Origin of the sequence: Aquidulcibacter paucihalophilus, assembly GCA_030285985.1 — a bacterium.
Lineage (GTDB): Bacteria > Pseudomonadota > Alphaproteobacteria > Caulobacterales > Caulobacteraceae > Brevundimonas.
In genome coordinates, this window is sequence record CP127384.1 from 2,644,841 (window position 1) to 2,667,606 (window position 22,766).

At 66.9% G+C, this 22,766-nt stretch carries 28 protein-coding genes and 1 pseudogene; 18 read left to right on the forward strand and 11 right to left on the reverse strand.

The features are described 5' to 3' along the window. The first annotated feature begins 1 nt into the window (after nt 1). The 4 genes from KB221_12965 to KB221_12980 all read left to right on the forward strand — a co-directional run bounded on the left by KB221_12965 (nt 2) and on the right by KB221_12980 (nt 3,968). A complete protein-coding gene (locus KB221_12965) occupies nt 2-703 on the forward strand; it encodes a hypothetical protein (protein WIY68983.1) in 702 nt (233 codons plus the stop codon). A gap of 65 nt (nt 704-768) precedes the next feature. Next, on the forward strand, nt 769-1,887 hold the full coding sequence (locus KB221_12970) for a pentapeptide repeat-containing protein (protein WIY68984.1): 1,119 nt from the start codon (nt 769-771) through the stop codon (nt 1,885-1,887). 45 nt (nt 1,888-1,932) lie between these two features. After that, nucleotides 1,933-3,084, forward strand: a complete 1,152-nt coding sequence (locus KB221_12975) for an acyltransferase (GenBank protein ID WIY68985.1) — start codon at nt 1,933-1,935, stop codon at nt 3,082-3,084. A gap of 44 nt (nt 3,085-3,128) precedes the next feature. After that, complete coding sequence (locus KB221_12980) at nt 3,129-3,968, forward strand: 2OG-Fe(II) oxygenase (protein WIY68986.1); 840 nt, start codon at nt 3,129-3,131, stop codon at nt 3,966-3,968. 20 nt (nt 3,969-3,988) lie between these two features. Here KB221_12980 and KB221_12985 read toward each other — a convergent pair whose 3' ends face one another. Genes KB221_12985 through flgB form a run of 3 tightly spaced genes read right to left on the reverse strand, consistent with a single transcriptional unit; the run spans nt 3,989 to nt 5,140 of the window. Further along, nucleotides 3,989-4,288 (reverse strand): flagellar hook-basal body complex protein FliE, encoded by a 300-nt coding sequence (locus tag KB221_12985; protein WIY68987.1) that lies wholly within the window; start codon nt 4,286-4,288, stop codon nt 3,989-3,991. Between the two features lie 10 nt (nt 4,289-4,298). Then, nucleotides 4,299-4,718: a flagellar basal body rod protein FlgC gene (gene flgC / locus KB221_12990; protein WIY68988.1), complete on the reverse strand. Its 420-nt coding sequence runs from the start codon at nt 4,716-4,718 to the stop codon at nt 4,299-4,301. A 14-nt stretch (nt 4,719-4,732) separates the two neighbouring features. Further along, nucleotides 4,733-5,140: a flagellar basal body rod protein FlgB gene (flgB, locus tag KB221_12995; GenBank protein WIY68989.1), complete on the reverse strand. Its 408-nt coding sequence runs from the start codon at nt 5,138-5,140 to the stop codon at nt 4,733-4,735. 129 nt (nt 5,141-5,269) lie between these two features. Between flgB and KB221_13000 the strand changes: the two genes are divergently transcribed. The 3 genes from KB221_13000 (at nt 5,270) to KB221_13010 (ending at nt 6,766) form a co-directional block, all read left to right on the forward strand. After that, a complete protein-coding gene (locus KB221_13000; protein ID WIY68990.1) occupies nt 5,270-5,548 on the forward strand; it encodes a flagellar biosynthetic protein FliO in 279 nt (92 codons plus the stop codon). Nucleotides 5,549-5,568: 20 nt separating this feature from the next. Further along, nucleotides 5,569-6,369 carry a flagellar type III secretion system pore protein FliP gene (gene fliP / locus KB221_13005; protein WIY70928.1) on the forward strand — a complete coding sequence of 267 codons (801 nt, stop codon included), beginning with the start codon at nt 5,569-5,571 and terminating at the stop codon, nt 6,367-6,369. Between the two features lie 118 nt (nt 6,370-6,487). Further along, nucleotides 6,488-6,766 (forward strand): HU family DNA-binding protein, encoded by a 279-nt coding sequence (locus tag KB221_13010; protein WIY68991.1) that lies wholly within the window; start codon nt 6,488-6,490, stop codon nt 6,764-6,766. 29 nt (nt 6,767-6,795) lie between these two features. Here KB221_13010 and KB221_13015 read toward each other — a convergent pair whose 3' ends face one another. Further along, nucleotides 6,796-9,648 carry a hypothetical protein gene (locus KB221_13015; protein WIY68992.1) on the reverse strand — a complete coding sequence of 951 codons (2,853 nt, stop codon included), beginning with the start codon at nt 9,646-9,648 and terminating at the stop codon, nt 6,796-6,798. Nucleotides 9,649-9,760: 112 nt separating this feature from the next. Here KB221_13015 and KB221_13020 point away from each other — a divergent pair, with 112 nt between their 5' ends. The 6 genes from KB221_13020 (at nt 9,761) to KB221_13045 (ending at nt 14,065) form a co-directional block, all read left to right on the forward strand. After that, nucleotides 9,761-10,126, forward strand: a complete 366-nt coding sequence (locus tag KB221_13020; protein ID WIY68993.1) for a hypothetical protein — start codon at nt 9,761-9,763, stop codon at nt 10,124-10,126. 85 nt (nt 10,127-10,211) lie between these two features. Further along, a complete protein-coding gene (locus KB221_13025) occupies nt 10,212-10,619 on the forward strand; it encodes a DUF983 domain-containing protein (protein WIY68994.1) in 408 nt (135 codons plus the stop codon). Nucleotides 10,620-10,982: 363 nt separating this feature from the next. Next, entirely contained in the window at nt 10,983-12,269 is a 1,287-nt protein-coding gene (locus KB221_13030) for an integrase arm-type DNA-binding domain-containing protein (GenBank protein WIY68995.1), read from the forward strand. Nucleotides 12,270-12,343: 74 nt separating this feature from the next. Further along, a complete protein-coding gene (locus KB221_13035) occupies nt 12,344-13,132 on the forward strand; it encodes a hypothetical protein (GenBank protein WIY68996.1) in 789 nt (262 codons plus the stop codon). A 100-nt stretch (nt 13,133-13,232) separates the two neighbouring features. Continuing rightward, entirely contained in the window at nt 13,233-13,439 is a 207-nt protein-coding gene (locus tag KB221_13040) for a helix-turn-helix domain-containing protein (protein ID WIY68997.1), read from the forward strand. Beyond that, a complete protein-coding gene (locus KB221_13045) occupies nt 13,439-14,065 on the forward strand; it encodes a hypothetical protein (protein ID WIY68998.1) in 627 nt (208 codons plus the stop codon). Before KB221_13040 ends, KB221_13045 begins: the two co-directional genes overlap by 1 nt. Here KB221_13045 and KB221_13050 read toward each other — a convergent pair. Continuing rightward, on the reverse strand, nt 14,062-14,412 hold the full coding sequence (locus tag KB221_13050) for a DUF2958 domain-containing protein (GenBank protein WIY68999.1): 351 nt from the start codon (nt 14,410-14,412) through the stop codon (nt 14,062-14,064). The two genes, KB221_13045 and KB221_13050, sit on opposite strands and share 4 nt — an antisense overlap. A gap of 49 nt (nt 14,413-14,461) precedes the next feature. On the opposite strand from KB221_13050, the gene KB221_13055 reads away from it, so the two are divergent. The 4 genes from KB221_13055 to KB221_13070 are packed head-to-tail and all read left to right on the forward strand — an operon-like array spanning nt 14,462 to nt 16,399. After that, nucleotides 14,462-14,809 (forward strand): hypothetical protein, encoded by a 348-nt coding sequence (locus tag KB221_13055; protein ID WIY69000.1) that lies wholly within the window; start codon nt 14,462-14,464, stop codon nt 14,807-14,809. Further along, on the forward strand, nt 14,809-15,096 hold the full coding sequence (locus KB221_13060; GenBank protein ID WIY69001.1) for a hypothetical protein: 288 nt from the start codon (nt 14,809-14,811) through the stop codon (nt 15,094-15,096). The genes KB221_13055 and KB221_13060 overlap by 1 nt, the downstream gene beginning before the upstream one ends. Further along, complete coding sequence (locus tag KB221_13065; GenBank protein WIY69002.1) at nt 15,096-15,386, forward strand: hypothetical protein; 291 nt, start codon at nt 15,096-15,098, stop codon at nt 15,384-15,386. Before KB221_13060 ends, KB221_13065 begins: the two co-directional genes overlap by 1 nt. Continuing rightward, nucleotides 15,383-16,399, forward strand: coding sequence for a hypothetical protein (locus tag KB221_13070; GenBank protein WIY69003.1), 1,017 nt, complete (start codon nt 15,383-15,385; stop codon nt 16,397-16,399). Before KB221_13065 ends, KB221_13070 begins: the two co-directional genes overlap by 4 nt. A gap of 120 nt (nt 16,400-16,519) precedes the next feature. Here KB221_13070 and KB221_13075 read toward each other — a convergent pair whose 3' ends face one another. From KB221_13075 to KB221_13095, 5 genes and pseudogenes are all read right to left on the reverse strand, one after another. Next, nucleotides 16,520-16,663 (reverse strand): hypothetical protein, encoded by a 144-nt coding sequence (locus KB221_13075; protein WIY69004.1) that lies wholly within the window; start codon nt 16,661-16,663, stop codon nt 16,520-16,522. A gap of 384 nt (nt 16,664-17,047) precedes the next feature. Beyond that, a complete protein-coding gene (locus tag KB221_13080) occupies nt 17,048-18,856 on the reverse strand; it encodes a DUF885 domain-containing protein (GenBank protein WIY69005.1) in 1,809 nt (602 codons plus the stop codon). 68 nt (nt 18,857-18,924) lie between these two features. Continuing rightward, nucleotides 18,925-19,428, reverse strand: a pseudogene (locus KB221_13085) (NAD-binding protein). A gap of 534 nt (nt 19,429-19,962) precedes the next feature. Next, entirely contained in the window at nt 19,963-21,228 is a 1,266-nt protein-coding gene (locus KB221_13090; GenBank protein ID WIY69006.1) for an SHOCT domain-containing protein, read from the reverse strand. After that, nucleotides 21,225-21,701 carry a hypothetical protein gene (locus tag KB221_13095; protein ID WIY69007.1) on the reverse strand — a complete coding sequence of 159 codons (477 nt, stop codon included), beginning with the start codon at nt 21,699-21,701 and terminating at the stop codon, nt 21,225-21,227. Before KB221_13095 ends, KB221_13090 begins: the two co-directional genes overlap by 4 nt. Before the next feature lie 70 nt (nt 21,702-21,771). Between KB221_13095 and KB221_13100 the strand changes: the two genes are divergently transcribed. Further along, the gene (locus KB221_13100; protein WIY69008.1) at nt 21,772-22,005 is read left to right on the forward strand and encodes a helix-turn-helix transcriptional regulator; all 234 of its coding nucleotides are present in this window, start codon (nt 21,772-21,774) and stop codon (nt 22,003-22,005) included. Here the strand turns inward: KB221_13100 and KB221_13105 are convergent. Continuing rightward, nucleotides 21,954-22,760, reverse strand: a complete 807-nt coding sequence (locus KB221_13105; protein WIY69009.1) for a hypothetical protein — start codon at nt 22,758-22,760, stop codon at nt 21,954-21,956. The two genes, KB221_13100 and KB221_13105, sit on opposite strands and share 52 nt — an antisense overlap. Between the last annotated feature and the right edge of the window lie 6 nt (nt 22,761-22,766).

Here is a 22,766-nt window from a genome sequence, read left to right on the forward strand (position 1 = left end):
GATGGGTCGGCTGATCGAGGAACTGGACTATCGCGCCACCGCCATGGGGCCGTTGATCCTGCGGCGACGCTGGGTGGCGGCGATCGACGCGGATGTGGTCGAGGTCATCCTCGGTGAAGAGCATCTGATGTCGAGCCTGTTCACGGTCGGCGAGACAGAACTGGCCGTGCGCGGTCTGGCCGCAGCGAAAGGCACGTCGCTCAAGGTTCTCGTGGGCGGGCTGGGGCTGGGCTATACGGCGCGCGCCGCGCTGGCCGATGATCGGGTGACGTCGGTGGACGTCGTCGACGCCCTGGCACCGGTGATCGAATGGCATGAAGCCGGGCTGGTGCCGCTGGGCGAAAGCCTGGGGCAGGAGCCGCGCTGCCATCTGAAGCACGGCGACTTCTTCGGCTGGTTCGACGCGGCCCGGGCGGTGGCGGATCGATACGACGTCGTGCTGCTCGACATCGACCACTCCCCCCGCGCCCTGCTTCACCCCGAACACGCGCGCTTCTATTCGGTCGAGGGGCTGGGGCGACTGCGCGACGGGATCGCCGCCGGCGGAGTTTTCGCCATGTGGTCGGACGAGGGGCCGGACGAGGCCTTCATCGCCGTGCTCGAGGCCGTGTTCGTGAACATCCGGGCCGAGGTGGTCGCCTTCGACAATCCCCTGACCGGCGGGGCCTCGACCTGCACGATCTACCTCTGCGACCGGGACTGAAGCCCAGCGGAAATTAACGGGAGATTCTTTTTCTAGGCGTAGGCCCCCGCCTGAAGGGACCGCCGTTGAGCCGCTCGAAACCCGCCAAGCACCGCCTGCTGTTGAGTCCGGACGCACTGGCCGCGAGTCTGCAGAAGCACCAGCGCTATGTGCGCCGGCAGTCCGGCGGCATGCGCGCCTTCCTGCGGTTCGCCGAACTGCCCGGCCAAGTCCTGACGGCCCGGATCCTCGACGAGATCGACCTGACCGGTGCCAATCTGCGGGGTGCCAACCTGCGACAGGCCAGCGCCGCCAACGCCTCCTTCTTCGCGGCTGACCTGTCCGGCGCGGACCTGACGCTGATCCGGGCCCCGCAGGCCGACTTCCGCGGGGCGGTCCTGTCCGGCGCGCGGCTGAACAGCGCCGTGCTGGACGGCGCAGACATGCGCCGGGCGGTCCTCGCCACGGCGCATGAAGGCTTCCAGCTGGTCCGTGTGAACGGAGCCGCCGCCAGCCTGAACGGCACGGACCTCTCCGAGGCCAAGGCCGGCAAGGTCGACTTTTCAAACTGCTCCCTCAAGGGCGCCAAGCTGCGGGGCACCAACCTGCGGGGCGCCGTCTTCGCCGACGCGATCATGACCGGCGCTGACCTGGCCGGCGCCCAGCTGGGCGGGGCAACCTTCCATGGTGCCGTCCTGACCGGAATCGATGTGACCAAGCTGGGCCTGCCGCCCGAGAGCCTGGCCGGCTGCCTGCTCGATCCAGGCCCGGAGGCGCTGGCCGCGCGTGACGAAATGCTCGAGATGCTGGACCTGGCCGAGCGCTGGGCGGAGACCAATGGCCGCGAGGGCCAGCCCGCCAATCTCGATGGTCGGGACCTTCGGGTGCTGGACGGCCGGCTGAGCGGGCGGACCCTGCCCGCGCTCTCGGCGCGCGGAGCCATCGCGGCGGGTGTCAGCTTCCAGGGCAGCCAGCTTCAGGGTGCCGTGTTCGACTCTGCCGACCTGCGCGACGTCAGCTTCGCCGACGCCGACCTGCGCGGGGCCGGGTTCCGGGCGGCGCGACTGGCCTATGCCGACCTCGACACCGCCGATCTGGCCCCGCTCTCGCTGGCGGGAGGCGGGGGCAAGCCGGTCGATTTCGGGGAGGCCGAGCTGACCAACGTCCGCCGCTTCCAGCGCCGGCCGGTCATGACCGCCGCCTGATACGGCCCGCTCCTTGCGGAATTCGCCTCAGACGAGGTGAATTCCATGGCCTGGACCGCAATTTCGACCCGAAACGAGACACCGCCCATCGTGCGCGGTGGATGGCTGGACGCGCTGCGCTTCATTGTCGCCGCCCTGATCATCCTGCATCACTTCCAGGGGGCCGGGCCGATCGCCCTGGCCGAGGGTCTGCATCCGGTGTTCGAGCGGGGCGGCTTCCTGCTCACCAACTTCTTCCTGATCGACAGCGGCTATGTGCTGATGCGGGTCTACGGCGGCTCGCTCGCCGGAGGGCGGATGTCGGCCGGCGACTTCTTCGCCAAGCGGTTCCTGCGGGTCTGGCCCGCGCACATCATCATGGGACTGAGCCTGGTTGCCCTCGTCGTCGGGGGGACGGCGATCGGGGTCGGGCCGCGGGCCCCGGAATGGTTCGCCTGGGACCAGCTCTGGGCCCAGCTGGGCCTGGTGCAGGCGTTCGGGGTTCCCGGCGGCTACGGCTGGAACGCGCCGAGCTGGTCGATCTCGGCCCTGATCGGCTGCTACCTGGCCTTCCCGTGGATCCTGAAGGGTCTGGTCCGGCTGGGGCCGTGGAGCGTGCTGGCCCTCGGCGTCGGCCTGTATCTGGTCGCCAACCAGCTGACCTGGAGCCTGTTGGGCTATCCCGTCTACCAGATGCCGATGGGCTACGGCTTTTTCCGCGCCCTGCCGCTGTTCTTCCTCGGCATGGCCCTGGCCTGGTTCGCCCAGAAGGTCTGGATCGCGCCGAAGCTGGCGGGCTGGGCCGGGATCGTTGCGGCCGTGGCGCTGGCCTTCGTGCAGTATTTCGACAAACACGCGCTGATCTCGCTGGTCTGTATCTCGACCATCATCCTCGCGGCCGGCGCCACGCCGACGCCGCGCCCCTCGAAATGGGTGGAGAAGGCCGCGCAGGTCTCGTTCTCGATGTTCATCACCAATGAGGTGGTGCGGATCGCCTGGTTCGGCGTGGCCAATGTGATGATCGCGAAACTCGCCCTGCCCGTCGCCGCCCAGTGGGCGCTGTGGGGGATGGGCGTGACGGCGGCCTTCGTCTTCGCCTGGCTGTTCCACGTCCTGATCGACACCCCGATCCAGGACCGCATCCGCGCCTGGCTGAAGGGCCGGTCGAGGTCGCGGCCGCGGGTGGTCGCCCGGCCGGTCGTCTCGCTGGAAGGATAGGGCCTCGCACCGGGCCGGAATTGGGCTAGAACAGGCGGGTGAGCATGCCTGACCCCCACGATCCTGACGCCCTCGCCAGGGCGGCCGACGCCGGCGACCCCGAGTCCGCGCATCGGCTGGCGGTTCTGGCCGCCATGGGACTGGGCCTGCCACAGGACTGGCGGGTCGCCATGGAGCGGCTGACGCAGGCGGCGAGGCTGGGACACCCTACCGCGGCGCGGCAACTGGCCCTGCTGTCGAACGGCGCGGGGATCGACCTGGCCGCCTGGCTGACCCCGCCCCCGCCCCGCAGGCTGAGTCAGGGACCGGCCATCTTCGCCATCGACGGCTTCCTGCCGGAGGCGGTCTGCGACTGGGTGAAGGCGCAGGCCGGGGCCGTGACCGAGCCGGCGCTGGTCTATGATCCCGAGACCGGAGAAGGCCGGCGCGAGAGCGTCCGCACCAATGACGCCGCCCTGTTCGATCTGACCCGGATGGACGTGGTGCTGACTGTGGTGCGCGAGCGGATCGCGCGGGCGGCGGGGCTGCCCGTTCCGGGTCTCGAGTGGACGCAGGTGCTGCACTATGCGGTCGGTCAGACCTTCGACTGGCACGTCGACTGGCTGGACCCCGCCACGCCCGGCCATGCCGGCGACCTGGTCGAGCGAGGCCAGCGGATCGCCACCTGTCTGGTGTTTCTCAATGATGATTTCGAGGGCGGGGAGACGGCGTTCGAGGCCGGCGGTCTGAGGCACCGCGGCCGCAAGGGCGACGCCCTGTTGTGGGCCAACACCCTGCCCGACGGTTCCATCGACCGGCGCACGCGCCATGCCGGCCTGCCGCCGACCTCAGGGGAAAAATGGGTGCTGTCGCAGTGGCTGCGCGCACGGGCACCGAACAGCTGAGGCCTGGCGGCCGGGAGCCGTCAGATCGGCATCCGCATGATCTCCTGATAGGCCTGGATCACCTGGTCGCGCACGGCCATGACGGTTTCCAGCGAGGCCTCGGCCGAGGAGACGGCGGTGACCACGTCGATCAGACTGCCCTGCCCCTGGACGGCGGACGCCATCTGGGTTTCGGCGGCGCGCGAGGCCTGGGTCATATCGCCCATGACGCTGGTGAGCATGTCGGCGAAGCCGGACTGGCCCGCGCCGCCGACGGGCGACGCCGGCATCTCCGTGCCCTGGATCGCCGAATAGGCACGCGCCGCGGCCAAGGGGTTCATCGCTCAGATCCTATTTCTTCAGCAGATCGAGGGTGCGGGCGTCCATGGCCCGCGCGGTCTCGATGATGTTCAGGTTGGCCTCGTAGGCGCGCTGGGCCTCGCGCATGTCCATGGCCTCGACGAGGGTGTCGACGTTGGGCCGCAGCACATAGCCCTCGGCGTTGGCCGCCGGATGCGTCGGGTCGTACTCGGTCTTGAAGTCGCCCATGTCGGGCCGGACCTCAGCGAGGACGACGCCGGTGGAGCCGTTGATCTCGCGCGCCTGGAAGACCGGGATCTGGCGGCGATAGGGCTGGCCGCCCGCGGTCGGGGCGGTCGACTGGGCGTTGGCGATGTTCTCGGCGATGATCCGCATGCGCGACTGCTGCGCCTGCAGGGCGCTGGCCGCGACGGCCATGGCGGAGTTACGGGGCGGGATCGGGTCAGGCATGGGCTATTCCTCGATCAGCGGCCGGGCGGCCGGGCGGCCGTGCGCAGCATCTGCATGGACTTCTGGTAGAAGCCGATGGCCGCGTCATAGGCCATGCGGCTCTCGGCCATCTTGAGCATCTGTTCCTCGACGACGACCGAATTGCCGTCGAGCGTGGTTTCCGAATCGGGCGCGGCCCGGGTGTCGAACCGGGCCGTCTGGCCGGCCGGAGCGATATGCATGGCGCTGGTCCGGACCATGCGAACGCCGCCGCCGCCTTCAGCCAGGGCGCGGGCGAAATCGGTCGGCTGGTTGAGGTCACGACTGGCGTAGCCGGGCGTATCCGCATTGGCGACATTCTGGGCGATGACGCGCTGGCGCTCGTCCAGCCAGGACAGGCGGCCCTTGATCTGGCTGAGCAGCGGCAGGTCGGTGAAGCCCACGGGAGCCTCCCAGTTCTAAACGTCAGAGCGCGGATCGCCCGCATTGAGATGGGCAGAAACTGCCGCCTGCATGGTTAACGGGGGGTTATCTCAATGCGGCGTTAACCATGATCACCGAAGGCTGGGGGCATGAATTTTTTCCTCGACCTCGCCAGGGGGATATTCGCCCTCGCCTTTACCCTCGGCATCATCGGCCTCGCCGCCTGGGCGTCACGGCGATACCTGCCGCAGCTGCTGGCCCGGCTCAGCGCCGAGCGGGGCGAGCGGCGCATGACCGTGGTCGAGACCCTGGTGCTGGATCCCGCGCGCCGGCTGGTGCTGGTCCGCATCGATGACGAGGAGCGGCTGCTGATTCTCGGCGAGGGCCGCGAACTGATCGAGCCGCGCGGACCGGAGGCCGGGAAGTGACTCTCAAGGGCGTCTTCGTCATGCCCACCCGCGCCGAGCTGAAGCGCGCGGCATTCCTCTCTCTGATCACCACCGGCTTCTGCCTGCTGTGGCCGTTGGCGGCCCTGGCCCAGGACATCGCGGCGGCGGGCGGCCCCGGCGCGGCGATCAATGTCGACCTCGGCACCGGCTCTGGCCTGACCGAACGGGTCGTGCAGCTGGTCGGACTGATGACCGTGCTGTCGCTGGCGCCGTCGATCGTGATCATGACGACCAGCTTCGTCCGGATCATCGTGGTGCTGTCGTTGTTGCGCACCGCGCTGGGCATGCAGCAGTCGCCGCCGAACGCCGTGCTGGTGTCGCTGGCCCTGTTCCTGAGCGCCATCGTCATGGCCCCGACCTGGCAGGACGCCTATGATTCGGGCATCCGCCCCCTGCTGGATCAGCAGATGGAGCTGCCCCAGGCCTTCGATGCGGCCTCGGAACCTGTGAAGACTTTCATGCTGGGTCAGGTGGACAGGGACGACCTCGCGCTGTTCGTCCGCCTGTCCAATCTGGAGGCCCCGACGGCCGCCGCAGACCTGCCCCTGAGAGTGGTCACTCCGGCCTTCATGATCAGTGAGTTGAAGCGGGCCTTCGAAATCGGATTTCTCCTTTTCGTTCCGTTCCTTGTGATCGATCTGGTGGTCGCCAGCGTGCTCATGTCCATGGGTATGATGATGCTGCCTCCGGTGGTGATTTCACTGCCGTTCAAGCTGATCTTTTTCGTGCTCGTGGACGGCTGGAGACTGGTCGCCGGAAGCCTGGTCGAGAGCTTCCAGCGAGCGTCCGGTACCGGATAAATCCCCACGCCGTGGGGGTTACAGCGGCGAAGTCGCTTGCCAAGGGAAGAAAAAGCGGCGTCAATCCGCCCGTCATCGTCCCTGAATCGGGACGAGCTTTCATCGGGAAACGACCCATATGACCACCCAAGCAGAACTCATTGCCGCCGTCGCCAAGGACGCCGGTGTCAGCCAGGCTGACGCTGGCCGGATGCTCGACGCCCTCGTCAAGAACATCCACAAGTCGCTGATCGGCGGCGGCGACGTGCGCATCTCGAACCTCGGCGTGTTCGACACCGCCGCCCGCGCTGCCCGTGAAGGCCGCAACCCGGCCACCGGCGCGACGATCAAGATCGCCGCCTCCAAGGCCGTGCGCTTCCGCGTGTCGAAGCCGCTCAAGGATGCGGTGAACAAGTAAGAACCGGTCCCCTCTGACGGGGGGATGGCTTACGCAGGACGGGCGGGCGCCGCGGGTCGGTTCCCGCCCGTTTTCGTTCTGAGATCGGCCTTCATGGCCGCGACCCAGCCGGCGAAGGTGTCGGCCGAGGCGGCCAGGCCGGCGAAATCGCCGGGCGAGGCACCGCCGCTGACGCCGTCGTCGAGGGCGATCGAGAGGGCGGTCTTCGCCCGCGCTCCGGCCACGAACGGTCGATAGTTGCGTGACAGCCGGCTCAGGGCCGCAGCGTCATTGCCCAGGGAATAGCCGACGCCGGCGCGGATCAGCCGGGCCTCCTCAACGACCGACAAGGCCGCCGGATTGCGGTTGCGGTCGCCCAGCAGGCTCTCGTAGAGGGCGGCGGCCGACGCCCAGTTGCTCTGCTTCCAGAAGATCTCGGCGCGGACCTCACGTGCCTCAGGCGTGGTGTCGGCACCCAGCACCTCCAGCGCATGGTCGAAGCGGCCGAGATCCATCAGGGCGCGGGCCTCGAGCGCACGACGCTCGGTGTTCAGGGCCATCGGCAGGATGGTAGTGCGCGAGTTCCAGATGGCCTGCAGCGCCGGCTCGGGCTGGCGGTCCATCAGATAGACAGTGGCGAGGTCGGTCGCGACCTGGGCCTTGGCCACGCCCTCCAGCCGGTTCTCGACCTGGTATTTGAGCAGTTCGGCGGCCTGGTCGAGCAGGTCGACATCCACCAGACGGCGCGACAGGCGGCGGACCATTTCGTCGCCGTCAGCGCCGATGGGGGTCAGCTCGCGGAAGTCATAGAAGAGGCCGAGCGCCTGCACGGGCTGGAGCCCATCGGCCCCGCCCTCGAGGAACAACATGCGGAAGGCGGCGCCCAGATCGGCCTGGATTTCGGCGGCACCCTCGAGGCGGTGCATATTGGGGCCGGCCCCCTTCAGGGCGGTCAGGGCCTCGCGGTAGAGGCCCTGCGACAGATAGAGCTGGCCCAGCTGGCGGATGACCGCCAGTTCGGTGGCGTCGCCGCGCCAACGCCAGCGCAGGCCTTCCAGTTCACTGGCCGCCGCATCCGCCTTCATCGTGCCCTTGGCGAGAGACAGGCGAACGACACCCAGTTTGGCGGGCACGGAGACGGCGTCCAGCGGCGCGCGGCCGATGGCGGTGTAGACCGCCAGCGCGCGGTCGGACTGGCCGTCCAGCTCGAACAATCTGGCCTGCACCAGCCGGGCGGTCAGCTGGTCGGCGGCGGGGGCGTTCTGGCTGAAGCTGTAGGCCAGCAGGGCGCGGGCGGCGTCGAGGTCGCCGGTCTCCAGTGCGGCCATGGCGTGGGCGGCGCCGAAGCGCGCGCGCCAGGGGGCCGGGAACTCGTCCACCGCCGAGGCGCCGGCGGCGAAGGCCTGACGGGCGGATTCCCAGTCGCCCTGGGTCGAGGCGATATAGCCGCGCCAGACAGCCGAAGCCGGATCCGATGCAACGGCCGCCGAGGCGAAGTCGCCCTGGGCCTCCGCCATCCGGCCGATCGAGGCGCGGGCCGCGCCGCGCAGGCCACGCAGCTCCGGCTCGCCGGCCATACTGGGGGCCTGGGCGACGATACTGTTGAGCACGCCGACAGCCTCATAGCCGAGGCTGGAGCCGACCAGGAAACGGGCCAGGGCGAAGCGGGCCTCGGCGGGGGCGCGCGGGTCGTCGCCGGCCGCCATGGACTCCCGGGCGGCCGCGTCCTGGAGCGCCCGGTAGCGGGCCGAGAAGCCGTCGTGGCCGGGCTCGCCCCATTCGGCCAGGATCAGGCCCGGGTGTTTGGCGCGGCGGGGCGCGCCGTCCTCGGCCGAGGCAGCGTCGAGGGCGGCCGACGGCGGCGACAGGGTCAGGCCACCGGGCCGGCTGAGGGTGACCAGATCGCCGTCGGCCTGGATGGCAAGGTCGCTGGCCAGAGTCTCGACCGCCAGGCCGTGGGCGGTCGGCAGCAGGGCGAGGTCGACGGTGCGGCGGCGGTCGGCAAAGCCCTTCCCGGGGGCCAGGGCGGTGACCGCGGCGAAACGGTCGCCGGCCAGGGGGTCGGTCAGCCAGACGGCGCGGGTCGCGCCGGCCATGCGGGCGACGAGCGCCGGTTCGCCGTCGTCCTGACGGTCGATGGCGACGCCCTCGACGGCGATGGGCTGGCCGCCGATGGTGACCGTCCAGGTCGCGCCCTGGGCCGCCGCCGAAACGGCGAGGCCTTCAGGCGCGGCGATGCGGATGGCGACGTGGTCCGGGCCGGCGGTCCAGCGCGCGTCGGAGACGGGACCCAGCTGACCGGTGCCGGGCATCTCCAGGCGGGCGGGGTTGTCGAATACCACCCAGACGGCCTCGCCGCGGCGGAAGACGGCGGCGCCGACCGGGGCGGCCCAGGCGAAGGACAGGCTGACCTTGGCGGGGGTGGCCACCGCCGTGACGGCAACGGACTGAACCGCGGTGGCGGCCGTCTCGACCGGGGCGGCTTCCGGGGGCGTGGCGTAGAGGTTCAGCCAGACCGCGCCATCGGCCGAGCCGGTGCGGGCGTCGGCCCCCTCGGCGAGGGTCAGGACCAGTTCGGTGGCGCCGCGAACAGCCCGGGTCTCGACCTTTTCGACGCCGCGTGGCGGATTGACCTTCAGGCGCGACACATCGGGCGCGGCGGTCGAGCCGATGCGGACGACGACCTCGCGGCCCTCGCGGCGGACCTGCGACCGGGCGCCGATGACGCCCGCGAACTCGATGCGGGTGAATTCGGTGTTGGAGCCGATACGGATCGACACCGGATCGAGGGGCGCGCCGACCTCCTGGGCCAGCGGTGCCAGGGGCGCGAACAGGACGGCCCCCGCCGCGGCGGCGGCCACGGAGGTCTTGAGGATGCGTTTTCTGGCGGAGGCCCCGGACATGCGCGCGCACCCTCGCGCGAACGGCCTTTCAGCGCAGTTAACAGGGCGTGACCGATGACCGGCATCCGGGTGCCTGATCAAAGCGTAGCTGTGGCCGGAATCCGGAGGTCCCATGTCCCTGCTGTCCCTGTTCGCCGCCACCGTTCTGCAAGCCACGGCGCCGACGCCTGAGGCCATGAACGGTGCCTGGTCGGTCGACCTGTCGACCGATCCGGCGCAGCCCTATGTGAAGGCCATGCACCTGACGCTGGCGGCGGACGGCACGGTCAGCGGCGACTTCTACGACAGCACGATCGAGGCCGGGCGCTGGAAGGCCCAGAACGGGCGGGTGTGCGTGTCCTTCCGCACCACCGACGGGGTCGGGCCCTACCACACCGCCGCCTGTCTGACGGACGACCGGATCGAGGGTCAGACCTGGGCGGAGCAGCGGTCATTTGTCTTCGTCTGGAACGCCACGCGGGGCGAGCCGACGCCCTGACGAACGGGCCCGCGACATCACGACCGGTTGCGGGAGCGGTCCCGCGCACCGACATGCGGTGCGGCCTTCCCGTCAGGATTCCGTTGTGACCGAGCCCCAGTATCCCCGTCTGAACACCCTCTCGACCGGCCTTCGCTGCCGCTGTCCGCGCTGCGGCGAGGGGCCTTTGTTGACGGGCTTCCTGACGATCCGCGACGCCTGCCCCGCCTGCGGCCTCGACTACAGTTTCGCCGAGCCTGCCGACGGCCCCGCCTTCTTCGGCATGAGCGCGGTGGGGATCGTGGGCATGGCGCTGTTCATGTGGTTCGAGTTCTCCGTCCACCCGCCGATCTGGGTGCATCTGGTCGTGACCATGCCCCTGCTGGTGATCGGCTGTCTGGCCGTGCTGCGGCCGCTGAAGGGCTGGCTGGTGTCGGAGCAGTTCATCCACAAGGCCGCGCCGCCGGTGTTCGAAAGCAACGGCAAACACGGCGAAGGCTCGAAATGGCGCTGAACAGCGCCGTTTGACTTCCGGGCCGGGGACGCGCCCCTTGCGCCCGTCCCGGGGAGGGGCGCGCCATGGACATCGAACGTATTCTGTCGTGGCTGCTGATCCTCGTGCCCGCCGTCATCCTGACGATGGCGGCGGTGATGATCTTCAAACGCAAGCGGTGAGTGGCGACCCCGGAGGGACTCGAACCCCCGACCTCTGCTTTAGGAAACCTTCAAGGCCCCGTCCGAGGTGGTCCAGATAGGTACAGTTTTTGCAACCTTATCAGAAACTTGGTGGACAAGCCCGTCCGAGGCGCTACATCGAAATCCAGCCAAATCCTGGCATTTTGTGCCCCATGGGCGGTCTGGGGCACAGGGAGAATCGATGCCGAAACTGCTTCTCACCGACAAGCTTGTGGCCGGCGCAAAAGCACTACCCGGCCAACGTCTCGAGCTCTGGGATCTGAAGGCCCCGGGCCTTTGCCTGCGCGTAACCGACCGCGGGCTGAAAACGTTTGTCATCCGATATCGGGGGGTCGATGGCGCTCAGCCAAGGTTGAAGCTGGGTCAGTTTCCTCAGTTGTCATTGAGGTCGGCCAGGATCGAAGCGGGACGTATCCGCAGCGAGGTTGAGGCCGGGAATGACCCAGCTGCGCTGAAGCGTCAGGCCAAGAAGCCGGTCGAGGCGCCGCTCACCTTTACCCAGCTGTACGACCAGTATGTCCAGGCGAGCCGTGCCGGGGAGTGGAAGCCGAAAGGCAAGAGAAAGCGCGAAGTCACCTTTGACTACGAAGAGGGCATCATAAGACGCCACATAAAGCCCGTTCTGGGCGACCTGCCCCTTGTTTCGATCACTCGGAAGACGATCAAGGAACTGCTCAGGGGAATGGTCGCCAAAGGCATCGGCCCCCAAACGAACCGCTGCCAGGCCGTCATTCGCCAAGTGTTTGCCTATGGCATTTCGGAGGACCTGGTGCAGATCAACCCTGCAACCGGCTTTGCACCGTTTGTGGACCAGGAGCCACGGCGCCGGGTCTGGTCAAACGACGAACTGAGGGCGCTGTGGGTCGCTCTCAACACCGAGGGTCCGCTGACCGACAAGCAGGGACGGAAATGTTTCGTCGGCCGCCAGCCACGCATCGCCATCATGCTCTGCGCCCTGCTTCTGCAACGCAGGTCAGAGATCGCCGGAATGACGTTCGCTGAGGTGAACCTTGACGATGCAGTCTGGCTGATCCCTGGACCCCGAATGAAAGCCGGCCGGCCGCACACCGTGCCCCTGCCGCCTCAGTCGATCGCACTGATCAAAGAGGCGATGGAACTGTCGAAAAAGGTCGGTGGCGAAGATGCAAGTCTGGTCTTCCCCAACGCGCGCCATAAGGAGGTCGCCATCGATCCGATGAGCCTGTCTCGCGCCCTTGCCCGACTTTGCGCCAGCGCGGGCGTAGAGGGAGCCACGCTGCATGATCTGCGGCGAACCGGTGCTACGGCGCTGACCAGCGAGCGGTTGGGCATCAGCCCTTTCATCCGGTCAAAGGTCCTGGGACACACGACCGACGCCGGTGGAGGCGCGGCGGTATCGATGGTTCACTACGACACCAACGAGTACCTTGGCGAAAGGCGAAAGGCGCTCGAGTTGTGGGAAAAGCGCTTGATCGAAATCGTAGGGTAGACCGTCCAGGCGCCGAGGCTAACTTGATTGCCACAAGATCATTCCGCGAATTTGTTCGTGACGCGAGTTGTTAGATGAGCGAGCGCAAAACACTTCTCTCGTTCTTGCAGAGCGGGGCAGTTAGAGACGTTGAGGCAGATCTGCCACGCCGTTACGACCCTGCGTGCGACTTGCTCCGAGACCCAAGATGCAGGGAACGGATCGACCGCGCGATGGTCGCCGAGACCTGGTCGGCTGCCTTTGCAGCGCTGCTGCTCCATGGATTCCTGCTTGAAGGCCCACAAGCGGAACGGGCGATTGAGAGGTTCACCCTTGACCAGTTCTATCTCGGGGATGAACTGCCTGAGCTTGCAAGCATAGTCAGACTGCACAAAGCTTTAGCCTCTGACCGGAGGACATTGCGTCAGGGTAAACACTGCTCGTTGAAGCCGAAAGTCGTGTTCGAAATCGCCGAAAGTACCGGAACTTCAGGCGCAACATTAGTTCAAGGCCTCTTCATTCACCGATACGAGGCGCTCACCCTGCTGGTAGGCAAGCAGGCAACTCGCATAGGTGATCTCGAGCTCGAACTTCAGGCGCTGAGAGAAAGCCGTGAACGTGTCTCGCCTAAGCAGGTCAATGCTCTCAAGTCCTTGCTATATTTGGTTGCGAGGCGACAGTCATTGCGGCCGAAATCCGCCATATCGCAGCCGGAAAACAAATCGGATGAAGCCTTGGCAAATTGGCTGCACACAGAGAGCCTAGCAGCCCTAGAGGGTACGACTATTCGTCCTCCAGCGCAGTTCGAAGCCATCAAGAACTACGTTGGAAGCGGACGAAATTTCCTCGGATTCAGAAAACCCTCGTCAAGTCAAGGCGAATAGAGTCGAAAAGTCGGGTCCAGGACAATTTTGATGAATCCTTCTGGTCGCGCGGGATGCCTTCCACCACTCGGGGCCTCCCCCAACCGCACTCGAGGTTTTCATGTCGCCTTCTCACCACCCCTTTGTCACCCGCAATCCCTACATGCGCCTAGCCGACCTGATGGCTTGGCTCCGCATCTCCCGCTCGACCGCTTATTCCTGGATCGCGCAGGGTCGCATTCCGCGGGGCATCCGCATCGGTGGCGTCACCCTGTACGATCCGCGCGCCGTTAGCGAAGCGCTCGGTCTCGACCTGGAGGCCCGCTAGTGTCGAAGCAAAGCCTCGACAGCTTGCTGACCTCAAGCCTCGACAAGCGCCCCGGCGCAGACCGCCGTCACCAGCTTCAGCTGGCTGCCAGCCACTCAGTCATCTCCCAGCAGTTCGCATGCGATCGTCGTCCGGGCGCGGGGCCCGCGCCAGAGTTCTGCCGCGGCTGCCCGCTCGACGATAGCGAGCCGCTGCAGCAGCCTGACCCCGACCGCCTGTTCGGGGAGTTCGTGCTGAGCGGCTACGCCGCGATCGACGAGCTGAAGCACATGCCGCTGCCGGACGAGATCCGGAAAGGGGTCGACTTTCCGGTCGGGCCCCACCGCCTCATCCACCCCTGCTGGCGCGACCTCCACGACGACATTCAGTCGCCGACCGTCCTGTCGACGGCGCTGTACGTTAACGAGATCCGCCCGTCGTGCGCCGGCATTCGTCTGTTTTTCGACCAGGCCGACCGCGAGTTCTTCGCTGGCTTGATGCTGCAGTACCTGGAGACGCCGCCCGTAACCCCGCCGGCGAAGACGCGATGGCGCCGGCCCACGGCACGCACGAAGGTCTCACGCGCGCAGCCGCCGACGCCGCCGCCGGGAGTCGACCTGTTCGGCGCGTTCGACGCCCCGGGCTAGGCGACGATGCGGCCCGCCTCGCGCGCGGCCGCAGCGTAGGCGGACAGGGGCTTGTCGGCTCGAAAGTAGCGATCAAGTTCGACCGGCAAGCCCAAGCCGCCGCGTACCGCGCCGAGTTCGGTCAGGCTGACGTAGCCCAACTCCGGACTGCCGAAGCCGTGGTCAGCCAGACCGAAGGCGATGTCGGTGTTGTCCGGGTCGATCTCCGTCAGCAGCCAGGTCGCCGCACCGTCCGGACTGAACAGCTTCACCACCGGCGTCAGATCCATCGACCGGCCCTCCGACTCCCGCTGCAGACGACCATTGGCCAGCAGGGCCGCACGAACTGCATCGGACATTTTCAGCATCAGCTCGGTTCGCCCGGGCACCGACTTACTCAACCCAAGGAGACGTTCTGTGAAACTCACCCCGACCAAGACCCCGCGGCTGGCCTTCAAGCCGATGGAACACCCGAAAACAGCCGAAGAGCAGCAGAAGTACGCCGAGAGCCTGCCGATGCCGAAGACTCCCGTATGGGTCATTCGGCAATATTACGCCGACTGCCCAGTCAAGGGCACACCCCGCCGCAAACTCCGCCAGCCCAAGAAGGTGGCGCACAAAGGGTTGACCCCTCCGGACTCTGCCAAACCGACGCAGGCCGGGCCCGCCGGGATCACGTGGGACTGGACGAGCGCCGCCTCGCCCGCCGAAGTCGCTCCGACCCCTGTGGCCGCCGACGAAGCCCGCAAGACGGAGGGCTCGTAATGAAGATCAAAGATCTCACCCGCAGCGATCAGCAGCCGGACCGCGACGAGGACGAGGCGCGCTATAGCCGGCACGAAGAACGGGAATTGGACCGCCGCCATCAGCGCGATCGGGAACGTCTGTGTCTGCCGTTCGAGGACTGGCCGGTGGAGTATCAACGCGACCTCGAGAACGAAGCCGAAAAGGCCACCCGCCTGCAGCAGACCGAAGACCAGAGCGCTGGGTCGGTCGTAGGTGCCGTCAACCCGTTCTGGCCGACAGACGCCGTGTCCCAGGAGCCGGCGTGATGAAGGCCATGTTGACCTATGTCTTGTCGGCGTTGAGCGGCCTTGTCGCACGGGCAGCCGGCATCCTGATCAACGCGCCGTCCAAGGCCGCCCCGCCGGCGTTCCCGTCGGCGGGCGGCGAGCCGCCATCGGGCATCGCCGCCCCGTTGTTTGATGCGCACCATGACTGTCTTGTTGCGGCCAACGAGCCCTGCCCGGACTGCGCCAGCACCAGGGCCCTGTGGACCTATTTCCAGCTTGATGACCTGCCGGCCTGGGCCCTGCGCGAAATCGAACAGGGCCTCAGGTGATGACGCCGTCGCATCCTGGCAGCCCCTGCATCGAGGTCGATTTCGACACCTGCTTCCTGAAGCCAGAACGCCTCGCCGGCTCCCTGCCCGGCGAGGTGCTTTTGCCCGGCGAGAAGCTGCATTGTCTGACGCACGGACTGACGGTCGTGCAGCACCAGCCGAGCTACTTCCAGGCCCTGGAAACATGCATGCTGGTGGCTATGGCCAGCCCCGGTCAGCGACCGCGCCGCGCCACGCGTCAGACGACCTGTCTTACCGCCGACGACATCGTGAAGCTGTACCTGGCGGTTCTGCGCGCGAATCTGCTGGGTATGCCGTTGACCTATTTCGCGACCATCTCCTGGACGACCTTGGGCATGGCGAGCGACGCCGAGATCCAGGCGGTTACCCAAGCCCTGTTCGCCCGCCTCAGGGAGTGGTCGCAGCGCAAGCGGGATCCGGCGACCGGCGCCAGCGCACCGATCCCACTCTCGTGGATCTGGTGTCATGAGCGTGGCGCTCACTTGGGCTTGCACACCCATCTGTTGATGCACGCGCCCCAGCGGAACCGCCCACAGCTCGGCAAGATCATCTGCCGGTTTCTGGAGCGACATACCGGCCACGCCCTGGTTCAGCGCAATAAAGAGGGACGGTCGACGTTCAGGGCCATTGAGCCGCGGGCGCCGAGATCGGTACCCGGGCGGGGAGCGGTGGTCCGTTTCCAGCGCCGGCTCACGCGCTATCTGATGAAGGACCTGGACCCCAAGGCTGTTGTACCCGAGGCGGTCGTACGTCAGCGCGGCCAGCACCTCCGCGCGGCCCTGCGGGTCAAAAAGCACGAATCCTCCGGGCCGATTCAAGGCAAGCGGTGCGGCTATTCCGTACATAACCTGGGCAAGGCAGCCTTCTCACAGGCCGCCGGGTCTCTGGGTCCCGCCGCCGATCAGGCGGAACTCATCCTGGCCCGCAGCGGCTTCGCTTTCGACGACGAGGCGCTGGTGATGCATGACGCTTCGCGTCTGCGCCCGCGTTAAAACTGAGACTCCAATAAAGGTCTTGAATCCCGCAAATAGCACCAAGGCAAAAGCGACCAGTACGCGTTGAATATGCAGAATTAATTCTACCTATTTTGGTCCCCTCCTGCCCACGGCCTTCTAACGTCCAGGCACCTGCCCGTCGCTCGAGCAGCGGTAGTAGGTCGTCACCTCGCCGCCGCGCGTCAGCCGAAACGCGTCCGTGCTGATCATCTCGATGAAGCCGCCAAGGTCTTCGAAGGGGCCGGGCAGGTCAGTGTCCATGCCATAGGTCCGCAGCCGCGGGACCAGGCTCGATGCCGTTGCGCCATCTGATCTTCCGCCGCCGCGGTGATCGCCCGCCCGTCTTCGCCCAGAACGTACGTCCCGCAGCCTGTGGTCCGCCATGAGCCGGAGGGTGTCGGATTGAACTCGCCCGTGACGCCCTGGGGAGAGCGCCAAGGTTCGATCTCGCCGATACACCGACGATACCGCGTCATCATTCCATCTGGACCGCTCAGCTGGAACTCGTCCGCGCTGGTGAATCGGACGAACCCGCCGATCTCCTCGAGCGGCCCGAGCACCTCATCCATGCCGATCGATTGAGCCGGACAAAAGGACGTAAACCCCTGTTTGATAACGGCTCGCAACCCAACGCAGGCTAACGGTTCAGGCTGCGGCCCAGGCGCGCACACGCTCCTCCAGCACCGCCAGGGGAAGGGCGCCGGCGCCCAGCACCGCTTCATGGAAGCCCTTGATGTCGAAGCGGTCGCCCATCGTCGCCCGGGCCTCGTCCCGCAGCGCCAAGATTTTCAATTGGCCGACCTTGTAGCTGGTCGCCTGACCTGGGTCGGAGATGTAGCGTTCCACCTCGCGACGGATGTTCAGTTCCGACATCATGGTGTTTTCGGTGAAGTAGCTGATCGCCTGCTCGCGGGTCCAGCGACGGGTGTGGATACCCGTGTCGACCACCATGCGGATTGCCCGCCACAGCTCCAGCGACAGACGGCCGAAGTCCGAATACGGATCGGTATAGAAGCCCATCTCCTTGGCCAGCTTTTCGGCGTACAGGCCCCAGCCCTCGATATAGGCACCGTAGAAGGCGAACTTCCTGAACATCGGCAGGCTCTCCTGCTCCTGCGCCCGCGCCAGCTGGAAGTGATGCCCAGGCGCGCCCTCATGATAGGCGATCGCTTCGGCCTGCGGCTTTGACACCTGGGTCATGTCGGCGAGGTTCACATAGTAGATGCCGGGCCGCGCCCCATCCGCCGAGGGCGGGTTGTAGAAGGCGACCGAGGCCGTGGCCTGCCTCCATTCCTCGACCGCACGGACCTCAAGCGCCGTGCGCGGCAGCTGGCTGAACCACTGCGGCGCGGCTTGCATGGCCTGGGCGATATAGGCACGGCTGTCGGCCAGGAACCGCTCCCGGCCCTCGGCGGTGTTCGGATACTGGTACTGCGGATCGGTGCGCAGATGCTGGAAGAAGTCCTGCAGAGTGCCCGCGAAACCGACCTGATTGCGGATCACGTCCATCTCGCCATGCAGGCGCGTGACTTCGGACAGACCGGTCTCATGGATCCAGTCGGCGGTGTCGTCGGTCGAGTTGTAGAATTTCAGCGACGATTGGTAGAATGCCGCACCGTCCGGCAGGGCCCAGACCCCGTCATTGCGGTCGTGCGTCGCGCCGACGCGCTCGACCTCGGACAGCATACGTTCATAGCCGCGTTTGAAGGGTCCGGTCAGGGCTGCGCGTCCCGCCTCCAGCAGGCGCGTCTTCTCCCCAGCGCTGATTTCGAGCGCATTCACCTTGGCCTGGAAGTCGGCCCAGACAGGCGAGTCCTCACCCTCGCCGAAGGGCGCGCCGGTGATCACGTTGCGCCCGTCGCGCACGACAGGCTCATAAGTGAAGGCCGGCGGCGTCAGCCCATCGGCAACGCGGGCGGCGAATTCGGCCGCGACCTCGTTCATGACCCGCTCGACGGCGTTGAGACGCGAGACGTAGGCCTCGGCATCTTCGACACTCGAGACACCGTGGGCGTTGATCAGCATGACCGGCAGCTGCCCCATCACGCTGCCGTTGGTCGAGACCAGATACTGATGGCGACGCCAGCGGAACATCTCACGCTGCTGGGCGAAGGCGTCGCGATAGAGCCGAAGCGACAGCTGGCCCTGCTCCGACAGTTGAGCCCCGCCGAAGCGCGCCTGGATATTCGCCAGTTGACGCTCGCCCAGCGCCAACCGCGCCGCCGCCGCCCGGGGGGTATAATCGTCCAGCTCGCTGTAGCGTTCCTTCATACCCAGCTGCGTCATGGTTTCGGGCGAAGCGCGCACGCCTTCCATGAAGGCGGCGTCCAGGGCCTCGATCAGCGCGGCGTCGTCAGCGCCCTCGGCGGCTTGTCCAAGGGCCGAGCGGGCGAGTGCAGCAGGCGCGACAGCGGACAGGCCAAGGCCAAGGATTACTGAGCGGCGGTCAAACATGCGGTTTCTCCAGATTGCTCCCGAACCTAGGTCTGCCGTCGCGGGTGTCACGTTACAGATTGATTAGGTTAGGCCGTGGGCAGCCCATCCAGCTGACCACGCAGCATCTGCAGGATGGCCGAGAAGTCGCGACCGCCATAGCCAAGGCCGTTGAACATCTGGAACAGGGCCTCGGTCTGGGCACCCAGGGGCATCGAGGCGCCAACCTTGGCTGCCGCGTCCTGGGCCAGCTTCAAATCCTTGAGCATCATGGCTGTAGCGAAGCCGCCGCCGTAGTTGCGGTTCGACGGCGCGGTCGGCACCGGGCCAGGCCAGGGGTAGTAGGTCGTCGTCGACCAGCTCTGGCCCGACGACTTGGCGACGATGTCGAACATCTTCACCGGATCCAGCCCCAGCCTCTCGGCCAGCCCGACCGCCTCGCAGGTGCCCAGCATGGTGATGCCGAGGATCATGTTGTTGCAGATCTTGGCCGCCTGCCCCGCTCCGTGATCACTGGCGCGAAAGGTCGCGCGGCTCATGGGCTCCAGCGCCGCCTCGATGCGGGCGAAGTCAGGTTCGTCGCAGCCGACCATGCGCGAAGCCGCGGCGACCGCCACGCTTGGCCTGACTACCCGAAGCGATCATGGATCGTGGATCTGCGGGGCTTGGGCGGCCGCCAGTTCCGTATCTGAACTTGAACATCCTGCCGAGTAGACAAGGCCAGCGGTTCTGCCGCTGGCCTTTTTCTTTGCCCGCGCGGGCCGTCTGTAGAATGGCGCTAAGGACGCTCTGAAATGGCGCTAACGCGCAGCTAATATGGCCGCACGACGCCGCCCAGACCGTGCCTCGAATTGATGACTGGGCGTCTGTGGAGGCCGTCCTGCTAAAGCTCTCCGGCCAGATCGCCGTCTTGAATATTGCTTCCGAAGGGGCCGGCATGTTCGCCGGCCCCTCTTGCTTTGTCTTGGCCTCGGAAAGGCGGTTGCCGGACCCATTGAAAGGTGACGAACGGACAGATGGAAGGGGCCGGATGGGAGGTCGTAGGTCCCGCGAGGCAAGGACTGGAGGCGCATACAGGCCTTTCATAGCGTCTATCGGGGCGGACTCTCACGAGTCCCGGTTTGTCATCACCAAGGCTCGGTGCCATCGGCGTTGCACCGCCTGTAGCGTCTCATTGGCCCGTTTCCAGTTAGATGAAACTCGTTGGGACCCACCAGCTGCACCACGCCGGTGTATTCATAAGCCGGACCCACGGGCTGCTCGGTGTCCATGTCGACTTCCTGGGTCGTCATGGTCAGGCTCCCAGCGGACAGCAACCAACTGCCCTGCACCCCGAAGGCTAGCAGGCGTCCGCCCTCCTCCAACTCGAACGCCGCGTCGCTCGCGCAGCCACCGCCTTCATCGACCCAAACACCAACTATGGCTTGCGGCGACTGCAAGGGGATCAACTCACCGCCCGGCGCTGCAGTGGCAACATTCGGTGCGGCGGGCATAGGCGCATTGGCAGCAGGGGTGACCATTGGCCTAGCCGCGAGTTCGTTGTCCCGCGTACTCCACCAGAACCAGATGCCGCCGATCAGGAAGAGCCCGAGCCAGCCCAAGGCGATCCAGCCGATGATCTTGCGGGTCGGCGCAGACGTCGCCCGACCGCGCGCCCAGGCGTCCTTCCAGCTGGGGGCCTCTGCCGGGGCAGGGTTGCCAGCGACAGGTCGCCGGCCCGCCAGCCAGAAGGCACCCCGGGCTACTCCGATCAGATACCAAAGCGCGAGGGCCGCCAAACCGCCGCTGCCGAGCTTCGCCGCTAGCTTCATTGGCTCCGGCGACATGAAGGGCCAGACGACGGCGCTGACTGTCATCACTGCGAGGATGACCACGCCGACACGGCTGGCCCGGCGTGCGATCCAGAGGCTGAGCAAACCCACCACGACGGTGCTCACGCTCAGGCTGAGGGCGCTCGTCAGCAGCTCGTCGCCCATCGACACGGTGGAGGTCCAGGAGCGGCCCGCCAAGCTTTGGTTGACGCGACCGACCTCCGAGACGAACTCCCCCGCGATCAAGAGCGCGGCTGTCGCCCACACGCGCCCAACCTGCTGCGATGCGTCGGGCACGCCATTGATGGGACGAAGGGTCGACGTCAGGTCGTTGGCGACGGCGTTCTCGGGCGTTTCGACGAAGGGTGTGGCGGCGGCATCAGACGCAGTCCGGTCGGGCTGGCCGGTGTGACCGCCAGCAGGCTCGGAAGATGCAGGCGTCGCCGCGTCAGCGGTCGGGGCGGAGTTCGCTTCCTTGCCGGCGAGCAGTAAGGCCTTCTCGCGTGTGAACTCCTCGTCGGTGAGCAGGCCTTGGTCGCGCAGGCGACCCAGACGCTCCAGCCTGTCCAGGCGGTCCGTCATTGGACGAACTCCAGGGTGTAGCCACCCCCGTTCCTGAACGGCGTCCAAATGCCGTCGTGTCGCGTTCCATACATGTGGAGGCCGAACATCTGGGCCTTGAGCGGACCCACAGGCTGCTCCTCACCATCCACGTCCAGAAGCACGGGCTCGTAGTAACCTTGGCAATAGGGCGCCTGCACCACCGGCTGGACCACCGGGGCAAACAACAGCGAGACCACAGTGGTCGTGCCGTTAAGCGGGTTGGCCTTTTCAACACGGAAAATGACGTCCTCGCCGTCGGTGGTCTGCCACGACGTCACGTGGCGGCCCATGAGCGGTTTCACCCACTCAGGCGCGTAAAGCACCTCTTGGCCCGTCGAAACGCAGGCCCGGGCGATCACAGCTGGCGGCTCTGCGGTCGGCTGGTTGCCGCAAGCCGCGAGCGCGAGTGTGAGGGCGGCCGCGATCAGGCCGCCAGCGCGCGTGTGTTTCATGAAGCCTCCCTAGACCGAATAACAATTATAGTTGTTACCGCGAACCCGCGGCGACCGCCACGCTTGGCGGATGGATATTCGCGTTTTGGTGGGTCGAAACGTCCGCCGCGCGCGGATCGAGAAGGGCCTGACTCAGGAAGAGCTGGCCGAGCGCGCGGGCACGAGCCAGTTCTATGTTTCATCGCTCGAGGCCGGCCGTCGAAACCCAACGGTGGTGACGGTCTTCGAGTTGGCCCAGGCTCTCGGCGTCGATCACCTGGACCTGCTGCGGCCCAATGGCGAGTCAGCCGTCATGGACGCCTGAAGCAGTCGCTGCGCCAGGATCCCCAGCTCCTCGTCGTCCTCCCCCGGCGGTAGGCGGCTGAAGGGTTTGAGCCCGTTGAGCGCGCCGAGCAGCATGCCGGTGATGATGAAGGCGGCCGGGCGGGCGTTGACGGCGGCCAAGGCCTGGATGGCGACCGGCCAGCTGACTTCGGCGCATACCGCGGCCCGGGCCTGGTCGAGCGCGGCGGCGAGGCTGTGGCGTTCGGTGAGGCCTAGACTTTCGCCCGAGGCGACACGGGCGACGAAGGAGTCGCCGAGCCAGGCGATAGGCTCGAAGGTGATGCGGCGGCTGTAACCGAGGAGCGCGCGCCCGATGAAGCGGCCGGCGACCTCCAGGGCTTCGACATCGGCGGGCGGCTGCTGGAACACCATGCCCAGCGCATGAAGGTCACGTTGGGCGTCGCCGCTGCGCCCCCGGGCCCGCAGGCAGATGGGGGCGACGGCTGCGATGAAGCCTGACGACTGACGGGGCATGACATGGGTCACGTCGCGCAGGACGCTTTGGCCGGGCCCGTGATGAACGGCCCAATCCGCCACCAGCCTGCGGATCAGGTCCTGGCTAATGAAGCGGCCGTGTTCCATGCAGCCGCGGGCGGCGTGCAGAAGCACCGTCTCCGGGTCCGGCCAGGCGAGGAAGGCGGGATCACCCCTCCCCCGCGCGGCCGCGGCCCCGGCGCTGGCTCCGATGATGAGGCCCTCCGCCCGCTGTGACTGTCGCGGCAGGAAGTCCAACAAAGGAAG

What these genes read in the sequence shown, in the direction of transcription:
- KB221_12965 (WIY68983.1), top strand. Translation starts at nt 2, where the DNA reads ATGGGTCGGCTGATCGAGGAACTGGACTATCGCGCCACCGCCATGGGG.
- KB221_12975 (WIY68985.1), top strand. Translation starts at nt 1,933, where the DNA reads ATGGCCTGGACCGCAATTTCGACCCGAAACGAGACACCGCCCATCGTG.
- KB221_12980 (WIY68986.1), top strand. Translation starts at nt 3,129, where the DNA reads ATGCCTGACCCCCACGATCCTGACGCCCTCGCCAGGGCGGCCGACGCC.
- KB221_12985 (WIY68987.1), bottom strand. Translation starts at nt 4,288, where the DNA reads ATGAACCCCTTGGCCGCGGCGCGTGCCTATTCGGCGATCCAGGGCACG.
- flgC (WIY68988.1), bottom strand. Translation starts at nt 4,718, where the DNA reads ATGCCTGACCCGATCCCGCCCCGTAACTCCGCCATGGCCGTCGCGGCC.
- KB221_13000 (WIY68990.1), top strand. Translation starts at nt 5,270, where the DNA reads ATGAATTTTTTCCTCGACCTCGCCAGGGGGATATTCGCCCTCGCCTTT.
- fliP (WIY70928.1), top strand. Translation starts at nt 5,569, where the DNA reads ATGCCCACCCGCGCCGAGCTGAAGCGCGCGGCATTCCTCTCTCTGATC.
- KB221_13010 (WIY68991.1), top strand. Translation starts at nt 6,488, where the DNA reads ATGACCACCCAAGCAGAACTCATTGCCGCCGTCGCCAAGGACGCCGGT.
- KB221_13015 (WIY68992.1), bottom strand. Translation starts at nt 9,648, where the DNA reads ATGTCCGGGGCCTCCGCCAGAAAACGCATCCTCAAGACCTCCGTGGCC.
- KB221_13020 (WIY68993.1), top strand. Translation starts at nt 9,761, where the DNA reads ATGTCCCTGCTGTCCCTGTTCGCCGCCACCGTTCTGCAAGCCACGGCG.
- KB221_13030 (WIY68995.1), top strand. Translation starts at nt 10,983, where the DNA reads ATGCCGAAACTGCTTCTCACCGACAAGCTTGTGGCCGGCGCAAAAGCA.
- KB221_13035 (WIY68996.1), top strand. Translation starts at nt 12,344, where the DNA reads ATGAGCGAGCGCAAAACACTTCTCTCGTTCTTGCAGAGCGGGGCAGTT.
- KB221_13040 (WIY68997.1), top strand. Translation starts at nt 13,233, where the DNA reads ATGTCGCCTTCTCACCACCCCTTTGTCACCCGCAATCCCTACATGCGC.
- KB221_13050 (WIY68999.1), bottom strand. Translation starts at nt 14,412, where the DNA reads ATGCTGAAAATGTCCGATGCAGTTCGTGCGGCCCTGCTGGCCAATGGT.
- KB221_13060 (WIY69001.1), top strand. Translation starts at nt 14,809, where the DNA reads ATGAAGATCAAAGATCTCACCCGCAGCGATCAGCAGCCGGACCGCGAC.
- KB221_13065 (WIY69002.1), top strand. Translation starts at nt 15,096, where the DNA reads ATGAAGGCCATGTTGACCTATGTCTTGTCGGCGTTGAGCGGCCTTGTC.
- KB221_13075 (WIY69004.1), bottom strand. Translation starts at nt 16,663, where the DNA reads ATGGACACTGACCTGCCCGGCCCCTTCGAAGACCTTGGCGGCTTCATC.
- KB221_13080 (WIY69005.1), bottom strand. Translation starts at nt 18,856, where the DNA reads ATGTTTGACCGCCGCTCAGTAATCCTTGGCCTTGGCCTGTCCGCTGTC.
- KB221_13090 (WIY69006.1), bottom strand. Translation starts at nt 21,228, where the DNA reads ATGACGGACCGCCTGGACAGGCTGGAGCGTCTGGGTCGCCTGCGCGAC.
- KB221_13095 (WIY69007.1), bottom strand. Translation starts at nt 21,701, where the DNA reads ATGAAACACACGCGCGCTGGCGGCCTGATCGCGGCCGCCCTCACACTC.
- KB221_13100 (WIY69008.1), top strand. Translation starts at nt 21,772, where the DNA reads ATGGATATTCGCGTTTTGGTGGGTCGAAACGTCCGCCGCGCGCGGATC.